The sequence below is a fragment of the Zhengella sedimenti genome (assembly GCF_046506625.1).
GTDB lineage: Bacteria > Pseudomonadota > Alphaproteobacteria > Rhizobiales > Rhizobiaceae > Zhengella > Zhengella sedimenti.
Genome location: NZ_JBKFFP010000003.1, coordinates 408,339 through 424,300 on the forward strand (window position 1 = coordinate 408,339; position 15,962 = coordinate 424,300).

Here is a 15,962-nt window from a genome sequence, read left to right on the forward strand (position 1 = left end):
CGCGGCGCAGGAGCCGCTCAGGCCGGAAGCTTGACGATGGCACGCAGCCCGCCAAGCGGGCTGTCTTCCAACGTTATGTCGCCGCCATGGCTGCGGGCAATGTCGCGTGCGATGGACAGGCCAAGGCCGGTGCCGCTCTCATCCTGGTTGCGCGCCTCGTCGAGGCGGAAGAAGGGTTTGAACACATCTTCCCGGCGGTTTTCGGGAATGCCGGTGCCGTTGTCGTCGACCATGATCGTCAGCGTGCGCGCGGCATGGATGGCCGTTACCTCGACCTTCCCGGCATGGCGAAGGGCGTTGGTGGCCAGATTGGTCACGAGACGGGTGAAGGCTGTCGGCTTGACGATGATGACGGGATTGCCCTTGACGGCGGTCGCAAGCTTGCGCTTGCGCAGGCGCGCATCCTCCTCCAGCTTGGCGAAGAACGGCACGAGATCGAACTCGCAGGCATCTTCCGCCGTATCGCCCCTGGCGAAGGCCATGTAGCCCTCCAGCATGGAGCGCATGTCCTCCACGTCCTGTTCCATGGCGCTCACATCCATCCTGCGTGACGCAATGGCCAGTTGAAGCTTGAAGCGGGTCAGGATGGTCCGCAGGTCGTGGCTCACGCCATTGAGCATGGCGGTGCGCTGCTCGATCTGGCGCTCGATCCGCTCGCGCATGAGGATGAAGGCGAGGCCGGCGCGGCGCACCTCGTCGGCGCCGCGCGGCTGGAAGTTGGCCGGCATCGGCCGTCCCTTGCCGAAACTTTCGGCCGCTTCGGCCAGTTGCTGGATCGGACGGATCTGGTTGCGCAGGAAAAGGATGGCGATGAAAAGCAGGACGAGCGAGGTGCCGACCATCCACAGCAGGAAGATGTGCGTGTTCGAGGCATAGGCCTGGCTGCGCCGGGCAAAGACGCGCAACACCTGGTCCTCAAGCTGGATGCGGATTTCCACCACGTTGGAATTGCCGACCGTGTCGATCCAGAACGGCCGGTTGATGCGCCGCGTGATCTCCTCGGAGAGGATCGTGTCGAGGATCGAGAAGAAAGGCTTGGGTCCCGGCGCGGGCAGCGGATCGGGCGGCAGCAGGTCGGCCTTCAGTTGCAGGCGCTCCTGGGCGATGCGGATCGCCTCGGCGTGGCCTTCCTCCGGCCAGGTCTCGATCATGTCGATGATGGCGGCGATGTCACGCGTGACAGCCTGGGAGAGGCGTTGCGTCACGGTTTGCCAGTGACGCTCCATGAAGACGAAGGCGATCACCGATTGCAGCAGGATCATCGGCGCAATGACGATGATGAGCGAGCGGGCATAGAGGCGCTTGGGCATGCGGCGGGAGACCTGGCGCCAGAAATGACGCCACCGCTCGCGTACCGCGTCCAGGCCGGCAAGCCGGCCGGCCGGCGTCGCACCCTTTCCTGCGGTCTCCTCGCTCATGGCTCGAAAGGCATGTGCCCGTTCCCTGTTGCGGCCCCTTTCGCAAGAGATAACACAACGGAACCGGTCTGCGGCAGACCCGGCGTCATCAATCCACCGAGAGACGGTAGCCCAGGCCGCGCACAGTCTGCAGCCAGACGGGGTTGGCGGGATCATTCTCGATCTTGCGCCGCAGGCGGTTGATCTGCACGTCCACGGTCCGCTCGCCGACATCGGTGCTGCTGCCGGTCAGTTCGTGGCGGGCGATGGTCTCGCCCGGGCGCTCGGCGAACAGGCAGAGGATCTCCTGCTCGCGATCGGTCAGGCGGATGCTTTCGCCGCCCTTCTTCAGTTCGCGCCGGGCAATCGAAAAGGCGTAGGGACCGAAGACGATGACCTCGGGCCTGAGCTGCGGCGGCGGCGCGCCGCGGCGCAGGATGTTGTTGATGCGAAGGACAAGCTCGCGCGGCTCGAAGGGCTTTGCCAGGTAGTCGTCGGCGCCGGCCTCCAGTCCCTCGATGCGGTTGCCCGTCTCGGAAAGGGCGGTCAGCATGAGGATGGGCACGTCCTTCGTGGCGCGAAGCGAACGGGTCAAGTCGACGCCATTCTCGCCGGGCATCATGACATCGACGACGAGGAGGTCGAAATCGAGACCTTCCAGCTTGCGCCGCGCCTCCGCCGCCGTCGCGGCGGTGGTGATGCGCATGCCCTCGTCGGACAGGAACTGTTCCAGCAGCGAACGGATGCGGGTGTCGTCATCGACAACGAGCAGGTGCGGGGCGTCATCGGCCAGCTGGCCGTTCATGCCTTCATCGGATCGGCTCATCGGCATTCTCCCTCGCCAGCCGGCTGAAGGGGCCGGCGGTGTCATCGTCCTTTGGGAAGGCGATCATACTGCGGGCGCAGTTCCTTCTCCACCATGGCACGCAGGAATTCCTCCACCGCGGCGCGGTTCTGCGGGCCTGCCTCTTCCAGTGCCTTGGAGATGCGGCGGGACTGTGGCCGCGCCAGCGCCAGCGCCAGGGCCCGGCCCTTGGCCGTGGGGTAAAGCTCACGCTGGCGGCGGTCCTTCGGGCCGGGCACCTGAACAATGTGGCCGGTCTCGATAAGCTGCTTGAGCACGCGGGCAAGGCTCTGCTTGGTGATCTTCAGCACGTCCAGCAACTCGGCCACGGTGAGACCGGGCATGCGGTTGACGAAGTGGACGACACGGTGGTGCGCCCGTCCGAATCCCTGCCGGCCGAGGATCGCATCCGGATCGGAGGTGAAGTCGCGATAGGCAAAGAACAGCAGTTCGATCAGGTCGAAATCGATCCCTTCCTGTGCGCCGCCGAGCGGCGAACGGACAGGATCCTCAAGGTCTTCGCCGGCTGCAGCGGGCTGTGATCGTGAAATTATGTCAGTCATGTTGACTTAAATTACGCCCGATGATAATTTTTGGCAAGGTTTTCGCCACACCGTGCACGATTAGGCAAACCGGACGGGGTTTCCGGGAATTTTCTTCCTGCCTTTCCCGATGTTCCGATGCTCCTGCCCGGCGTACGCGGCTTTGTCACCATGTCATCCGGGAGGGTACAAACGATGGCTTCGGTTCCGTTCGATCAGCTTGAAGGTCACATCTGGATGAACGGCGAATTCGTTCGCTGGGCGGATGCCAAGATCCATGTGCTGACCCATGGCCTGCATTATGCGAGCGCCGTGTTCGAGGGCGAGCGCGCCTATGGCGGCGAGATCTTCAAGTTGACCGAGCACACGGAACGGCTGCACGAGTCCGGCCGGATCCTCGGCTTCACCATTCCCTGGTCGGTGGAAGAAATCGACGAGGCCTGCCGGCAATTGCTTGCCATGCAGGGTTTCCAGGATGCCTATGTGCGTCCGATCGCCTGGCGCGGGTCGGAAATGATGGGCGTATCGGCGCAGTCGAACCGCATCAACCTGGCCATCGCGATCTGGCAGTGGCCGAGCTATTTCAACCCGGAGCAGCGGCTGAAGGGCATCCGGCTGGATCTCGCCGAATACCGTCGTCCGGATCCGCGCACCGCGCCATCGAAGTCCAAGGCGGCCGGCCTCTACATGATCTGCACCCTTTCCAAGCATGCCGCGGAAGCCAAGGGCTATGCCGATGCGCTCATGCTGGACTGGCGCGGACAGGTGGCGGAAGCGACCGGCGCCAATGTCTTCTTCGTCAAGGACGGGGTGATCCACACGCCGACCCCGGATTGCTTCCTGGATGGCATCACCCGCCGTACCGTGATCGGCCTTGCCAAGGCGCGCGGATATGAGGTCGTGGAACGCGTGATCATGCCGGAGGAGATGGAGGGCTTCGAACAGTGCTTCCTGACCGGCACGGCGGCGGAAGTGACGCCCGTCTCCGAAATCGGTCCCTACCGTTTCGAGCCCGGCGAGATCACCCGGACGCTGGTCGACGACTACATGGCGGAAGTGCAACCCAAGCGCATGGCTGCCGAGTAAACAACCGGCTCCTGGCGGGTTCGGGATCGGGCGGCCGACGAGGCCGCCCGTCTTCGTTTGGGCTGAAGGCTGCGCCTTTACCTTGCGGCGGCATCCGGATAATCCATGGCCGGGCGACAAGGAGACCGATCCATGGGTGAACTGAACGCGGGCATCATTCCCGTTACCGGCTTCCAGCAGAATTGCACCATCCTCTTCGACAGCGAGACGAAGGAAGGCGTCGTTGTCGATCCCGGTGGCGATGTCGACCGGATCATGGAGACCATTCGCGGCAATGGCCTTGACATCAAGGCCATCTGGCTGACGCACGGCCATATTGACCATGCCGGCGGCGCGATGGACCTGAAGGACGCTCTCGGCGTAGACATCATCGGATCGCACAAGGCTGACGAACCGCTGCTGCAAGGGCTCGAACAGCAGGCACAGATGTTCGGCATGGGCGGTGCCGTGCGCAACGTGACGCCCGACCGCTGGCTCGAGGACGGCGACAGCGTGTCCTTCGGCGATCACGTGTTCAAGGTCCTTCATTGTCCCGGTCACGCACCCGGCCATGTGGTCTTTTTCAACGAAAAGGCCCGCTTCGCCCATGTCGGCGACGTGCTGTTCCGCGGATCCATCGGACGCACCGATCTTCCGGGCGGCGACCACGACCAACTGATCCGGTCGATCAAGGAAAAACTGTTCCCGCTCGGCGACGATGTTGGATTCCTGTGCGGACACGGGCCGGGCGGGCGCTTCGGCGAGGAACGGCGGACCAATCCCTTCCTTACGTGAAAAAGCCCCGGCACGAGGCCGGGGCAGGGGGCAGGGAAAATTTTTCCGGGCTGCGGGACCTTACGGTGCCACGCAGAAATGGCGCTTGCCGTCATAACCCATGAAGGTGCCCGATCCGGCATCGAAGGAGCGGTAGCGGTTCTCGCAATAACGATACCATTCGCGGCTCCAGGGTTCCGCACCACCGGCCTGGCGTGGTGCATAAACGACATCGGGATTGCGGGCAGGGGCAGGCGGATAATAGCCGGGGTCGCGCGCCGGAGCGAAATCATCGTAGCGGTCGTCATAGGGGACGGCGCGGCTTCGCGTGTAGCTGTCGGCAATCATGGCACCGATGGCAAGACCTGCAATACCGGCAACAATGGCGGCATCGCGGTTGCGATGGCTGCGGCGGACGACGCGGTCGGGACGGTGGCGGCGGTCATGCCGGCGCATCTCGCCGTGTCGTTCGTGGCGTTCCACGCCGCGCCCGAAGTCGCGGGCCTCCACGGACAGCGGAACAAGGCCGGATGCTGTAACAGCCATGGCAAGCAGGGCATTGCGGGCGAACTTGATCATCTTGTCTCTCCTTCGGGCCAGTTATCGCGGCCTGTTGGATCGCATCTTCGCCGCTTCCGCCTGAACGCAGCCTGAACGGTGCACAAAAAAACGCGGCGCCGAGACGCCGCGTCCGTCCTTGGATGCAGGAAACCGCGCCTTATTCGGCGACCAGGTTCACTGCCTTCGGGCCCTTGCCGCGCTTGTCGGGCTCGACGTCGAAGGATACCTTCTGGCCTTCGCCGAGCGACTGCATGCCGGAGGCCTGCACGGCGGAAATGTGAACGAACACGTCCTTCGCGCCGTCGTCCGGCGTGATGAACCCGTATCCCTTCTCGGTGTTGAAGAATTTGACCGTGCCGGTCTGGCTCATGACTTGGTCCTTTCCGAAGTCCTGGTAGTTGAACCGCCTTTCTGGCGGCTCCGCCCCCACGGGCGGATATGCGTCAGAGTCCTACAGTGTCGGGGAAGGTTTGGTCTCAAGCCACTGCCATTCTCCGGACCGAAGTTGCCCGAACGGGCAGACTATCGCATGGTTTTACGACAACGGCAAGACAAGTGTGGCGTAGTTCTATACAGTTATTGTCCGCTCCAAGAATTGCACAGAATTTCATCACTCGCGCCAGAAGTCGGGCGTCAGGATGAGGATGCCGCCGATGATTTCGAGCCGTCCGAGGATCATTTCCAGCGACAGGAGCCATTTGACCATGTCGGGAAGGGTGGAGAAGTTGCCCGCCGGCCCGATGACCGGGCCGATGCCGGGTCCCACATTGGCCAGGGCGGTTACGGATGCGGAGAGCGCGGTCTCGAAATCCAGCCCGAATGCAGCATAAACCAGCCCGAAAAGCGCCGCCGTCGCCGCGTAGAGGATCGAAAAGATAAGCAGGCTGTCAATGGTCGACGGCCGGACGATCTCGCCCTCGAAATAAGCCGGCGAAATCCGGTTCGGACGGACCGCCATGCGTAGACGGGAGCGGATGAAACTGAGCAGGATGATGATGCGGAAGATCTTGAAACCTCCGGCCGTAGAGCCGTTGCAGCCGCCGATAAAAGTAACAAGGAAGAAGAAGGACAGTGAAAAACTTCCCCAGAGCAGGTAATCCTGGGTTGCATATCCCGTTGTCGACATGACGGAAACAACGTTGAAGGCCGCGTGCGTGAATTGGGTGAAATCGCCCTGACCGCTGTTGGCGCGTGTGACGGCGAAGATGACCAGTGTCAGGAGGGCGGCCAGCGCGAAGAACCATGTCACCTGCTGGAGTTCCAGTTTCCGGCGTCCCTCGGCCAGATTGATGAGGAAAAGGAAGGGAAGGCTGGACAAGGCCATGAAGGCAATGGCGATCCAGTTGATGGCGAGGCTGTCGAAGCCGCCCATCGAGGCATCGGTCGTCGAAAAGCCGCCGGTCGATACCGTGGTGAAGGCATGGTTGATCGCCTCGAAGGGCGTCATTCCGGCCATGAAATAGAGGCTCGCGCAGGCAATTGTGAGGAAGCCGTACAGCGTGAGCAGGCGACGCACGAAATGCTCCACCCGGCCATAGGGTTTGACGTGCTTTTCCGAGGATTCGATGGAGAAGAGCTGCTGGCCACCGATCCGCATGGCCGGCAGAAGCCATATCCCGATGACCACGATACCGAGACCACCGATCCATTGCGTGAGCGAACGCCAGAGCAATATGCCCGGCGGCAATTCATCGAGGCCGGTGAGGACGGTCGAGCCCGTCGTGGTCAATCCCGACGCCGCCTCGAAGAAGGCGTCCGTGTAGGAGATGGCAAGCCCAGAGGCCCAGAGCGGAACGGCACAGGCGGCGGAGAAGGCGAACCAGGCCAGGTTGACGAGGAGAAAGGTTTCCTTGGGCCGCAACTCAGTGCGGGGGCCGGACAGGGCTGCCTCGACCATGGCGCCGGCCCCGCCGATGCACAGGGCGGAAAGGGCGAACACCTTCCAGTCCGGATTGCCGGCAATCAGGTCCGCAAAGGCCGGGATGAGCATCGTGCCGGCGATGATGACGAGATATCTGCCGATCGGCAGCACGACAGCCCGGAAGTCCATCAGATCCTGATCCGGTTGAACGGGCCGGCAATAGCACGGCGGTCCCGCAGCGGCAAGTTTGTCAGCATTCTGTCATCTGCATCCGGGTTAAAGCCGCCTTGCGGCAGACAGTGACGGGAAACAGCGGCGGCGCATTGGCCGCCCGGAGAAAGGAAGTGATGGCAAGGCCGGTTCTCAATGCGCGGACAATGGCGTTCCTTCTGGCGTTGCATGTCACCGCACTCATGAACATTTCCGCCTGGCGGATCGCGACGGATGTCTTTCATACCACGCCGGGCGATGCCTGGCGGTTGATGGCCGCCCTCTTCCTGGTCCATGGCGCGCTGTTCCTGTCGCTGACCTTTCCCTGGCTCTTCAAGCCTGCCGCTGCACTGCTGGTGATCGGGGCGGCCGTGGCCTCGCATTTCATGGACGGTTTCGGGACAATCATCGACAAGGACATGATCGTCAATGCGGCGACGACGACGCGCACGGAAGCCAAGCACCTGCTCACGTCCGATCTTGCCTGGCATGTCCTGCTTTACGGATTCGCCCCCGTCGGTCTCCTTTTCCTTGTGCGGCGCAAAAAAACCCGGTTCTGGCGCGATGTTGCGATCAACGTGCCGCTGATCCTGGCCATGCTGGCCATGGCTGGCGGGCTGATCTTCTCCGACTATGCGGCCTTCGCGTCGGCGTTCCGGGAACGCAAGGACCTGGTCTTCTCGCTGAACCCGATCGGTCCGGGCTACGCCATCGTGAAATATGCAAAACAAAGCCTGGGCAAGGGCGAGATCACGGTCCAGCCCATCGGGCTGGATGCCCGCCCCGGGCCCTATCTCTCGAGGGCGGCAAAGCCGGTCTTTCTCGTTCTTGTTGTCGGGGAGACCCTTCGGGCGCAGGATTTCGGGCTTGACGGATACGAGCGGCAGACAACGCCGGAACTGGCAAAGATCGATCCGCTCTATTTCCCTGGCACGACGAGTTGCGGAACGGCAACGGCGGTCTCGATGCCCTGCATGTTTTCCATGTATGGCCGCGACGGCTATTCGGACATGCGCGGGCTGGATCACGAGAACCTGCTCGACGTCCTGCACCGCGCCGGTTTCGATGTGGAATGGTGGGACAACAATACCGGCGACAAGGACATCGCCGCTCGCCTGCCGAGCCGGCTGCTCACCCATTCCGCCGATCCCGCCCATTGCGATGACGATGAATGCAATGACGGCATCTTCCTTGCGCGCCTGCAAGAGCGGATGGCCAAGGCAAAGCGTGACACCGTGATTGTCATGCACCTCATCGGCAGCCACGGGCCGGCCTATTTCAAGCGCTACCCGGAGGCTTTCGAAACCTTCCGGCCGGCCTGCCACTCGGCGCAGTTCTCCGATTGCACCATGCAGGAAATCCGCAACGCCTATGACAACAGCGTCCTCTATACAGATCACATCCTGGCGCAAATCATCGGCATGGAGCAGGCACAGGCGGGCCGTCTCGCCACCGGTCTCATCTTCGCCTCCGATCACGGCGAATCGCTTGGCGAGAACGGTCTCTTCCTGCATGGCGCGCCCTATTTCATCGCGCCGGAAACACAGACGCGTGTGCCCTTCCTTGCCTGGTTCTCGCCGTCCTTCCGAAGCGAGCTGGGCCTTTCGGATGATTGCCTGCGCGGCAAGGCGAGCGTTCCTGCGAGCCACGACAATTTCTTCCACTCCGTGCTCGGCGCGGTGGATGTCCAGAGCGATGTCCGGGATGCAAGGCTGGACCTTTTCGGAACCTGCCGGGAAAGCAAGCCGCCGGTCCGTCCGGTCGCGGCGGGACTTTCCGCGGCGCCGTCCGCCCACTGAATCTCAGAAGAGCGCGCCGCCGTCTGGAACCGGCTTGCCGATCGCGGCCAGCACGACTTCGCCCTCGGCATCGGGAAAACCGAGGGTAAGAACCTCGGACATGAACTTGCCGATCTGGCGCGGCGGGAAGTTGACGACGGCCATGACCTGCCGGCCCACCAGGTCTTCCGGTGTGTAGTGGCGGGTGATCTGGGCGGAACTCTTCTTGACGCCGATCTCGGGGCCGAAATCGATCTTCAGCTTGAAGGCCGGCTTGCGTGCCTCGGGGAAGGGCTCTGCCTCGATGATCGTGCCGGCGCGCACGTCCACCTTCTCGAAATCGGCCCAGCTGATTTCCGGCTTGCGCGGGGCCATGACCTCACGCCGTTCCGCATGTTTCGAAGTTGACGCCCTGCATGGCCTGTTCGGCCGTCTGTCCGGCCCAGATGACGAACTGGAAGCACTGGAAATAGGCTTCGCAGGATTCCAGCGCCGAATTGAGCATGGTCTGGATCTGAAGCGCGGTAGGCTCCAGGCCGCCCGGGAGGATGAGGGTATGCCGGAACATGATGGCGCCCTCGCGCTGCCAAAGGTCGAAATGGCCGAAGAGCAGCTGCTCGTTGATGAGTGAGAGCAGGCGCATCACCTCGTAGGCCCGCTTTTCCGGCACTTTCAGGTCGAAGGCGCAGGCAGTATGCAGTGCCTCGAAATCCTCCATCCAGGAAAACGACACGTGGTAGTCGGTCCAGCTTCCCGCAACGGAAACCGAAAGCTCATCGTCGGCGGAGCGCTCGAAGGCCCAGTCGTAATGCAGGGCGACCTGTTCGATCACGTCCACCGGGTGGGCCGTGCGTGCGTCGTCCATGTCCATGTCGATCAGGCTCATTGCTTTCCTTTCCGGCACGGCGGCAGTATCCTGCCATCCGGGTTGGCTGGTTCGAACGCATACGCTGGTGACACGCGCCCCTCAGGCCCTGCGACGCATGCGGCCGCTGCCTTTGCGCCATGACCCGTGGTGTCGAATCATGTCGTAGATTCAGTGTATTGAACCGGAGTCGCCTGACCAGTCCCTTTTGGCGCGGGAACGCGAAGAGATGTGGATGGCGGTTGAATCGGAATGTCTGCCGGACGGGCCAAATGACTCCGCGCAAAGGATTTTTCCGAAGCGCGGAGCTGTGAACAACCGGCCGAAAAAAATTCTGGAAAAGTCTATTTGCCGGCCTTGGCCGATTCCAGATCCGCCAGGCGGGCCTCAAGACGGTCGAGGCGCTCCGACAGGGCGCGGTTCTCGGCTCGCGCCTTGACGGCCATGTCGCGCATGGCCTCGAAGTCCTCGCGGGAGACAAGATCCATGGAGGCGACGAGGCGTTCGGCCTGGGCGCGCATGGCTGTCTCCACCTCGCGGCGCACACCCTGCGCGGCGCCCGCGGCATCCGTCATCAGCTTGGCAATCTCGTCGAGGATGCGGTTCGGTCCGGCGCCTGTTGTCATGGGACAGCCCTTTCTCGTCTCACACAGGCTCACGTAAGGCCACTGCGCCGCGAATGCAAGCGGTGGCGGGCCTGGCGGGTGCGCCTTGACCTGCGCCGGACGGCATTGCAAACGTGGCGCGGACCGCTGGCCCATCCGGAGACAGGCGCCTTGACCGACATCCTCACCCTGCCGCTCAGCCTGCTGCCCTATCCGCAGATCGACCCGGTGATCTTTTCCATCGGGCCCTTCGCGGTGCGCTGGTACGGCCTCGGCTACGTGGTGGGCATCCTGTTCGGCTGGTGGTATTCGCGCCGGCTGGTGATGACGCCGCGCCTGTGGGCCCATGGCAAGGCGCCGATGACGCCGGTGGACATCGACGACCTGGTCGTCTGGGCGGCCATCGGCATCGTGGCGGGCGGGCGCATCGGCTACATCCTCTTCTACGACCTCGCCCGCTACCTGGCCAATCCGCTCGACATGCTGGCCGTGTGGGAAGGCGGCATGTCGTTCCATGGCGGGCTGATCGGCACGACGCTGGCCATGATCCTGTTCGCGCGCCGCCGCGGCATCGCCACCTGGAGCCTGTTCGACGTGGTGGCGGCGGGGGTGCCGCCGGCCATCGGGCTGGTGCGCGTGGCCAATTTCATCAACGCCGAACTGTGGGGCCGGCCGACCGATGCGCCGGTGGCGATGATCTTCCCGACCGACCCGCTGCAGGTGCCGCGCCATCCCAGCCAGCTTTACGAGGCGGCGCTGGAGGGGCTTCTCCTGTTCATCATACTGGCAATCCTGGTGTGGGGGGCAAGGATGCTTGGCCGCCCGCGCTTCATTTCCGGCGCCTTCGTGGCCGGCTACGGGCTGGCGAGAATCGTGGTGGAATTCTTCCGCGAGCCCGACGCGCAACTGGGCTTCCTGCTCGGCACGGACTGGATGACCATGGGCATGGTGCTGTCGCTGCCCATGGTGCTGGCCGGCGCCTGGGCCATGGCGACGGCGCGAAAGCCGGACGCGCCGGCGTGACGGCCCTGAAGGACAGGCTGCTGGCCCGAATCGCGCTGACCGGGCCGATGAGCGTGGCAGACTACTTCGCCGCCTGCCTGTTCGATCCGGCGCATGGCTACTATACCACGCGCGATCCCTTCGGTGCGCAGGGCGATTTCACCACCGCGCCGGAAATCAGCCAGATGTTCGGCGAATTGCTGGCCGTCTGGGCCTTCCGCAACTGGCAGGCGGCGGGCAGCCCGTCGCCCTTCGTCTTCGCCGAGATCGGGCCGGGACGCGGCACGATGATGGCCGACATGCTGCGCGTGCTGGCCCGTCTCGACGGCGGGGCGATGCTGCGCGCCGCGCGGGTGCATCTCATCGAGGCCAGCCCGCGCCTGGCCGCCATCCAGCGCGAGCGGCTGGCAGGCGCCCCGGCGGCCCCGGCCTGGGTGGACCGGGTGGAGGCGCTGCCCGGCCTGCCGCTCATCATCATCGGCAACGAGCTGTTCGATGCCGTGCCGGTGCGCCAGTTCGTCAAGGCCGGCGGCGCCTGGCGCGAGCGCATGGTGGGCGCGGTGGATGGCGACCTGGCCTTCCTGGCGGGCGCAATGCCGGCCGATCCGGCGCTGCTGCCGCCCGATGCGGCTCATGCCCCGGAGGGCGCCATCGCGGAAGTGGCGCCGCAGCGCGCCGCGCTGATGGAGCGCATCGCCGGACGCATCGCCGCCCAAGGCGGGGCCGGGCTGTTCCCCGACTACGGTCATGAAAACCCGGCCTGTGGCGACACGCTGCAGGCGGTGAAGCGCCACCGCCCGGACCCGGTGCTGGCAAACCCCGGCGCGGCGGACCTGACCGCGCATGTCGATTTCGCCGCGCTGGCCCGCGCGGCCGCCTCGGCAGGGCTGGCGGCGCGGCTCGCCGGCCAGGGCGACTTCCTGCTGGCGCTGGGCCTGCTGGAACGCGCCGGGGCACTGGGCGCGGGCAAGCCGGCGGCGGAGCAGGAGCGCATCCGCGACGCGGTGGAGCGGCTGGCCGGACCGGAGCAGATGGGCCGCCTGTTCAGGGTGCTGGCGGTCGGCCCGGCGCAATCGCTCTGGATGCCCTGACCGGCGCGGCGATTTTTCAGCACTCATTGACATATGGCAATGCGGCTTTCCCGGATGCTTCCATTCTATGACCGAACCGGCGCTCATGCCGGAGACGATGGAGAAAAGGTCATGAGGAAACTGCTTGTTGCCGCCGCGCTCGCCATTTCGGCAGCCGCCATTCCCACCGCCGCCTCGGCCCAGAGCTGCTACGACCTGTGGTACGAGCGCAACCTGATCTATGCCGAGAACGGCTATTGCTTCCAGACCCGGATGGCGCGCCGCGTCTTCCGCAATTACGACTGCTGGACCACCAATCCGCGTCTGTCGCGCTGGGAGCAGCGCCGGGTGGCGCAGATCCAGCGCGAGGAACGCCGCCGCGGCTGCCGCGTCAACCGCTGAGGCTCGCCCGAAGCCTGACCCGGAGCCTGACCCCTTGGGCGTGGGCCGCCGGCGCCACGCCCGCCTTCGCGTCTGGCCTTTGAAGAACGCTCGCCCGCATGAAGGGCGAGGAAGGAAAGACAGGCGGTCACCGTTTCGCGTGTCTGTTCTGTGTTCATGCGATCCGGGGACCGCCTGCCGCATGTCTTGTCGCCGCCGCTCCGCCTTCCGTCCTTCCAGGCCCGTCAGGGCCCGTGAACGGGGGCTTCGTGCCCATGTGCCGGGCCGGAAAAGACCGGCGCCGGCGGGCCGCCCGCGCTAGGGCGTTGGCCAAGGGCCCATTGCAAGCCACGCGGAGGACGCAACCGCACGCCTCCGCCGCCAACCATGCCTGCCCTCCGCGTTTCCCGGTTCATGACCCGCGTTCCCGTTGAAGGCAGCGGAAAAAGGGTAGCCGAGGGGCGAGGGGGTGTGGATAGAGGGGGGAGGCCGGAAGATGACGGCTTACGATTGTTGTGTCTGCCTTGCGCCCCCGAACCAGCCGTTCGCACTCTAAGAGCCACTTCCCGAAACCTGCCATTCTACGTGCTGCGAACGAAGGTCTCGAATGGACGGAAAGCGGAAGTTCGCTGCACCGTTTACAAATGTCCGCTAAGCAGATCAATATTCACAGCTAGCTGGGCTCGCCCTGCGTTAGTGAATTTGCCGCTTCTCCTGATTGGGCATTGTGCTTGACTGATCTCTCTAGAGTCTTTGATCTGACAAACCTTCGGAGGGCTTATCGGTGGACGCTCTCCAATCCCGATGCTGCCTACAAATCGTATTTTCGAGACTCTTACGATTCTTTCGCCATCGCCTCTGACACCCATCTCAAATGGATCAGGGCTGAAGGCCTAAAGGACCGCTACGAAGCCTCCCACGCCTCAAAAGTGCTGGTGCCCAAACCTTCCGGCGTTCTCAGGCCGATAGCGTTGCTGAAGGTCGAAGACCAGATCGTCTATCAGGCAATTGTCAATCTGATTGCGGAAGAGCTGAAGAAGCGTACGAAGCAGCGTTATGAGAAACGCGTGTTTGCGCATCTATATGCAGGGAAGTCCTCGAATTTCTTCAACATAAAATGGCAGAGAAGCTATAGAAAATTCGCTGATCGTCTGCGGGATTGCCATTCACGAGGCTATGACCACATCGCCAATTTTGATCTGGCTTCTTTCTACGACTCGATTGATCACCATGTTCTGGCCCACTTCCTGAAAGAGCTCAAGATTGACGAAGACACCATCGAATATCTGATGCAGTGCCTTCACAAATGGACGTCTGCGACATGGAGCAACGGCCCAACGAACATCTACCATAAGCATGGAATACCGCAGGGTCCGCTAGCCTCGGGCATGCTCTCGGAAGCTGTTCTACAACATCTGGACAAAGCTGGCGAACTGGGCGGGCGGCGTACCGTCTACCTACGCTATGTCGATGATATCAAGATCCTCGCCAAGACAGAAAAGGACCTTCGGGCCAAGCTGGTAAAGCTGGACATTGCCTCCAAGGAGATCGGGCTCTTTCCGCAGACTGCCAAGATCAATATACGCAAGGTCAGCGATCCGGAAGACGAGATCAAATCGGTCAGTCGCCCACCTGAGCCTTCGGTTGTCCCTGCCATCGATCAGAAGAAGCTCACAGCGCGTATTCTCGAGCTTTGTCGCCGTGGACGTGTCGCGTCATCAGATTCCACGCGATTTAAATATCTTCTGGCCAAGGTGACTCCGAACCATCGGCTGAATGCGCGGCTCATCAAGGTTCTTCAATCCCATCCGGAACATGCGCCCCAGATCGCATCATACATCTCCAGATACGCGAAAGTTCCTGCGGGCATGGCCTCAGATATCAAGGCATATCTCGACGGCCAGGAACTCTACCATTCCGTGCTTGCGGTCATTCTTGATGCTTGTCTGGGACGGCTCCCACCGCCTTTTGACAATGACATCGGGCAGGCCGCATCTGATCTGCTCTTGCGACCCAAGGCGGGGGCACTGCCACTTCAGCCGATATATAAGGCCTCCCTGATTGCTTGGGCACTCTCTTCGAACAAACTCACCTTCGCTGAGTATGAAGGGATTGTCTCTGTAGAGCCTGACTGGTGGATCAAGAAACGCTCGGTCATGGCGCTTGCCTCGGATATCTACGGCGTGCCGAGCTACGAAGCATTTCTCAATTCGCGCATGCGTGAAGACGGGTCTGAGGTGGCCAGAATCTGCGCCGCTAGACTGGTCGAAGGCTCCCACAAGCTCGCGAAACCTTACGGCACCGTCGAAACAACGGCCAAGCATGTTCTGAGAGCCGCAAAACTCATACGCGTTGTTGGCACACCGGACAGCCGTATACCCGAGATTATCGCCTACATTCTGGACCGAAAACGCACACCCTTCGACTGGAAGACCTTATTTGGCTCCGGACATAAACATGCAGAGCTTATGATGATCATGCTCAAAAGGGACAGAGAGGCCAATATCGAGAAATTCCTTGTACACTTTGATAGCTGGTGCGACCTTCTTCTCTCAGTGATTTATGGACGGCTTAAGCCTGGGAAGACCTACCCTCACTATGGATCGGCATTGGATGATGCCAATCTAGCCGCGGCCCTACCGACCGCCGTACCAGCCTTGAAGGCCCTTCATGCACTAAGGCTGGAATCCAGTGTGGCTCATCCGAGAAGCCAGAAGACAGGAAAGCCAACCAGACGTTTGAAACATAATGATTTTTACAAGATACGAAAGCAGCTTGTTCCTGCCTTTGACGAAATCGAGCGCGTTATTGTTCCATAGGCTCTGACGATCAAAGCACCGGGTGCTCGATTGGCGCAGCATAACCCACGGCTTCCGGGACTCGCGCAGATAACTGGACTTCGCATTTGCAGCGAACGGCTGGTTTGACGGGCTCCGCGTCGCAATACGATCATGGTCACGTGAATGTCAGGTTTGGGCCGAAAACGCACGTGCTACCACTGGCATCG

Annotated in this window: 16 protein-coding genes; 7 read left to right on the forward strand and 9 right to left on the reverse strand. The window is 62.6% G+C overall.

What is annotated here, in order from left to right; genetic code table 11:
* Positions 1-17: 17 nt before the first annotated feature.
* The 3 genes from ACLB6G_RS11320 to ACLB6G_RS11330 form a co-directional block, all read right to left on the reverse strand.
* Entirely contained in the window at positions 18-1,418 is a 1,401-nt protein-coding gene (locus tag ACLB6G_RS11320; RefSeq protein WP_410356275.1) for an ATP-binding protein, read from the reverse strand.
* 88 nt (positions 1,419-1,506) lie between these two features.
* The gene (locus tag ACLB6G_RS11325; protein ID WP_410356276.1) at positions 1,507-2,223 is read right to left on the reverse strand and encodes a response regulator; all 717 of its coding nucleotides are present in this window, start codon (positions 2,221-2,223) and stop codon (positions 1,507-1,509) included.
* 41 nt (positions 2,224-2,264) lie between these two features.
* Complete coding sequence (locus tag ACLB6G_RS11330) at positions 2,265-2,804, reverse strand: MarR family winged helix-turn-helix transcriptional regulator (protein ID WP_410356277.1); 540 nt, start codon at positions 2,802-2,804, stop codon at positions 2,265-2,267.
* Between the two features lie 174 nt (positions 2,805-2,978).
* Between ACLB6G_RS11330 and ACLB6G_RS11335 the strand changes: the two genes are divergently transcribed.
* Together ACLB6G_RS11335 and ACLB6G_RS11340 are read left to right on the forward strand one after the other, a co-directional pair.
* Positions 2,979-3,869, forward strand: coding sequence for a branched-chain amino acid aminotransferase (locus ACLB6G_RS11335; RefSeq protein WP_410356278.1), 891 nt, complete (start codon positions 2,979-2,981; stop codon positions 3,867-3,869).
* 132 nt (positions 3,870-4,001) lie between these two features.
* Positions 4,002-4,643 (forward strand): MBL fold metallo-hydrolase, encoded by a 642-nt coding sequence (locus ACLB6G_RS11340; RefSeq protein WP_410356279.1) that lies wholly within the window; start codon positions 4,002-4,004, stop codon positions 4,641-4,643.
* Between the two features lie 60 nt (positions 4,644-4,703).
* Here the strand turns inward: ACLB6G_RS11340 and ACLB6G_RS11345 are convergent, their stop codons facing one another.
* The 3 genes from ACLB6G_RS11345 to ACLB6G_RS11355 all read right to left on the reverse strand — a co-directional run bounded on the left by ACLB6G_RS11345 (position 4,704) and on the right by ACLB6G_RS11355 (position 7,233).
* Positions 4,704-5,201, reverse strand: a complete 498-nt coding sequence (locus tag ACLB6G_RS11345; protein WP_410356280.1) for a BA14K family protein — start codon at positions 5,199-5,201, stop codon at positions 4,704-4,706.
* 139 nt (positions 5,202-5,340) lie between these two features.
* Positions 5,341-5,553, reverse strand: a complete 213-nt coding sequence (locus ACLB6G_RS11350; protein WP_099306216.1) for a cold-shock protein — start codon at positions 5,551-5,553, stop codon at positions 5,341-5,343.
* A 240-nt stretch (positions 5,554-5,793) separates the two neighbouring features.
* On the reverse strand, positions 5,794-7,233 hold the full coding sequence (locus ACLB6G_RS11355; protein WP_410356281.1) for a TrkH family potassium uptake protein: 1,440 nt from the start codon (positions 7,231-7,233) through the stop codon (positions 5,794-5,796).
* A 158-nt stretch (positions 7,234-7,391) separates the two neighbouring features.
* Between ACLB6G_RS11355 and ACLB6G_RS11360 the strand changes: the two genes are divergently transcribed.
* Positions 7,392-9,053, forward strand: coding sequence for a phosphoethanolamine transferase (locus ACLB6G_RS11360; protein WP_410356282.1), 1,662 nt, complete (start codon positions 7,392-7,394; stop codon positions 9,051-9,053).
* A gap of 3 nt (positions 9,054-9,056) precedes the next feature.
* Here the strand turns inward: ACLB6G_RS11360 and ACLB6G_RS11365 are convergent, their stop codons facing one another.
* The 3 genes from ACLB6G_RS11365 to ACLB6G_RS11375 all read right to left on the reverse strand — a co-directional run bounded on the left by ACLB6G_RS11365 (position 9,057) and on the right by ACLB6G_RS11375 (position 10,523).
* Positions 9,057-9,407, reverse strand: coding sequence for a tRNA-binding protein (locus ACLB6G_RS11365; RefSeq protein WP_410356283.1), 351 nt, complete (start codon positions 9,405-9,407; stop codon positions 9,057-9,059).
* Positions 9,408-9,411: 4 nt separating this feature from the next.
* Entirely contained in the window at positions 9,412-9,918 is a 507-nt protein-coding gene (locus ACLB6G_RS11370; protein WP_410356284.1) for a type III secretion system chaperone family protein, read from the reverse strand.
* A 323-nt stretch (positions 9,919-10,241) separates the two neighbouring features.
* Positions 10,242-10,523: an accessory factor UbiK family protein gene (locus tag ACLB6G_RS11375; RefSeq protein WP_410356285.1), complete on the reverse strand. Its 282-nt coding sequence runs from the start codon at positions 10,521-10,523 to the stop codon at positions 10,242-10,244.
* A 150-nt stretch (positions 10,524-10,673) separates the two neighbouring features.
* On the opposite strand from ACLB6G_RS11375, the gene lgt reads away from it, so the two are divergent.
* The 4 genes from lgt to ACLB6G_RS11395 all read left to right on the forward strand — a co-directional run bounded on the left by lgt (position 10,674) and on the right by ACLB6G_RS11395 (position 15,774).
* Positions 10,674-11,525: a prolipoprotein diacylglyceryl transferase gene (gene lgt, locus ACLB6G_RS11380; RefSeq protein WP_410356286.1), complete on the forward strand. Its 852-nt coding sequence runs from the start codon at positions 10,674-10,676 to the stop codon at positions 11,523-11,525.
* A complete protein-coding gene (locus tag ACLB6G_RS11385; protein WP_410356287.1) occupies positions 11,522-12,595 on the forward strand; it encodes a class I SAM-dependent methyltransferase in 1,074 nt (357 codons plus the stop codon). The genes lgt and ACLB6G_RS11385 overlap by 4 nt, the downstream gene beginning before the upstream one ends.
* 111 nt (positions 12,596-12,706) lie before the next feature.
* Positions 12,707-12,976 (forward strand): YARHG domain-containing protein, encoded by a 270-nt coding sequence (locus ACLB6G_RS11390; RefSeq protein ID WP_410356288.1) that lies wholly within the window; start codon positions 12,707-12,709, stop codon positions 12,974-12,976.
* 710 nt (positions 12,977-13,686) lie between these two features.
* The gene (locus ACLB6G_RS11395; RefSeq protein ID WP_410356289.1) at positions 13,687-15,774 is read left to right on the forward strand and encodes an RNA-directed DNA polymerase; all 2,088 of its coding nucleotides are present in this window, start codon (positions 13,687-13,689) and stop codon (positions 15,772-15,774) included.
* Positions 15,775-15,962 lie beyond the last annotated feature (188 nt).

Coding starts and splice junctions, on each gene's coding strand:
- ACLB6G_RS11375 (WP_410356285.1), bottom strand. CDS start 10,523: ATGACAACAGGCGCCGGACCGAACCGCATCCTCGACGAGATTGCCAAG.
- ACLB6G_RS11340 (WP_410356279.1), top strand. CDS start 4,002: ATGGGTGAACTGAACGCGGGCATCATTCCCGTTACCGGCTTCCAGCAG.
- ACLB6G_RS11330 (WP_410356277.1), bottom strand. CDS start 2,804: ATGACTGACATAATTTCACGATCACAGCCCGCTGCAGCCGGCGAAGAC.
- ACLB6G_RS11390 (WP_410356288.1), top strand. CDS start 12,707: ATGAGGAAACTGCTTGTTGCCGCCGCGCTCGCCATTTCGGCAGCCGCC.
- ACLB6G_RS11355 (WP_410356281.1), bottom strand. CDS start 7,233: ATGGACTTCCGGGCTGTCGTGCTGCCGATCGGCAGATATCTCGTCATC.
- ACLB6G_RS11320 (WP_410356275.1), bottom strand. CDS start 1,418: ATGAGCGAGGAGACCGCAGGAAAGGGTGCGACGCCGGCCGGCCGGCTT.
- ACLB6G_RS11335 (WP_410356278.1), top strand. CDS start 2,979: ATGGCTTCGGTTCCGTTCGATCAGCTTGAAGGTCACATCTGGATGAAC.
- ACLB6G_RS11370 (WP_410356284.1), bottom strand. CDS start 9,918: ATGAGCCTGATCGACATGGACATGGACGACGCACGCACGGCCCACCCG.
- ACLB6G_RS11325 (WP_410356276.1), bottom strand. CDS start 2,223: ATGAGCCGATCCGATGAAGGCATGAACGGCCAGCTGGCCGATGACGCC.
- ACLB6G_RS11350 (WP_099306216.1), bottom strand. CDS start 5,553: ATGAGCCAGACCGGCACGGTCAAATTCTTCAACACCGAGAAGGGATAC.
- ACLB6G_RS11365 (WP_410356283.1), bottom strand. CDS start 9,407: ATGGCCCCGCGCAAGCCGGAAATCAGCTGGGCCGATTTCGAGAAGGTG.
- ACLB6G_RS11345 (WP_410356280.1), bottom strand. CDS start 5,201: ATGATCAAGTTCGCCCGCAATGCCCTGCTTGCCATGGCTGTTACAGCA.
- ACLB6G_RS11360 (WP_410356282.1), top strand. CDS start 7,392: ATGGCAAGGCCGGTTCTCAATGCGCGGACAATGGCGTTCCTTCTGGCG.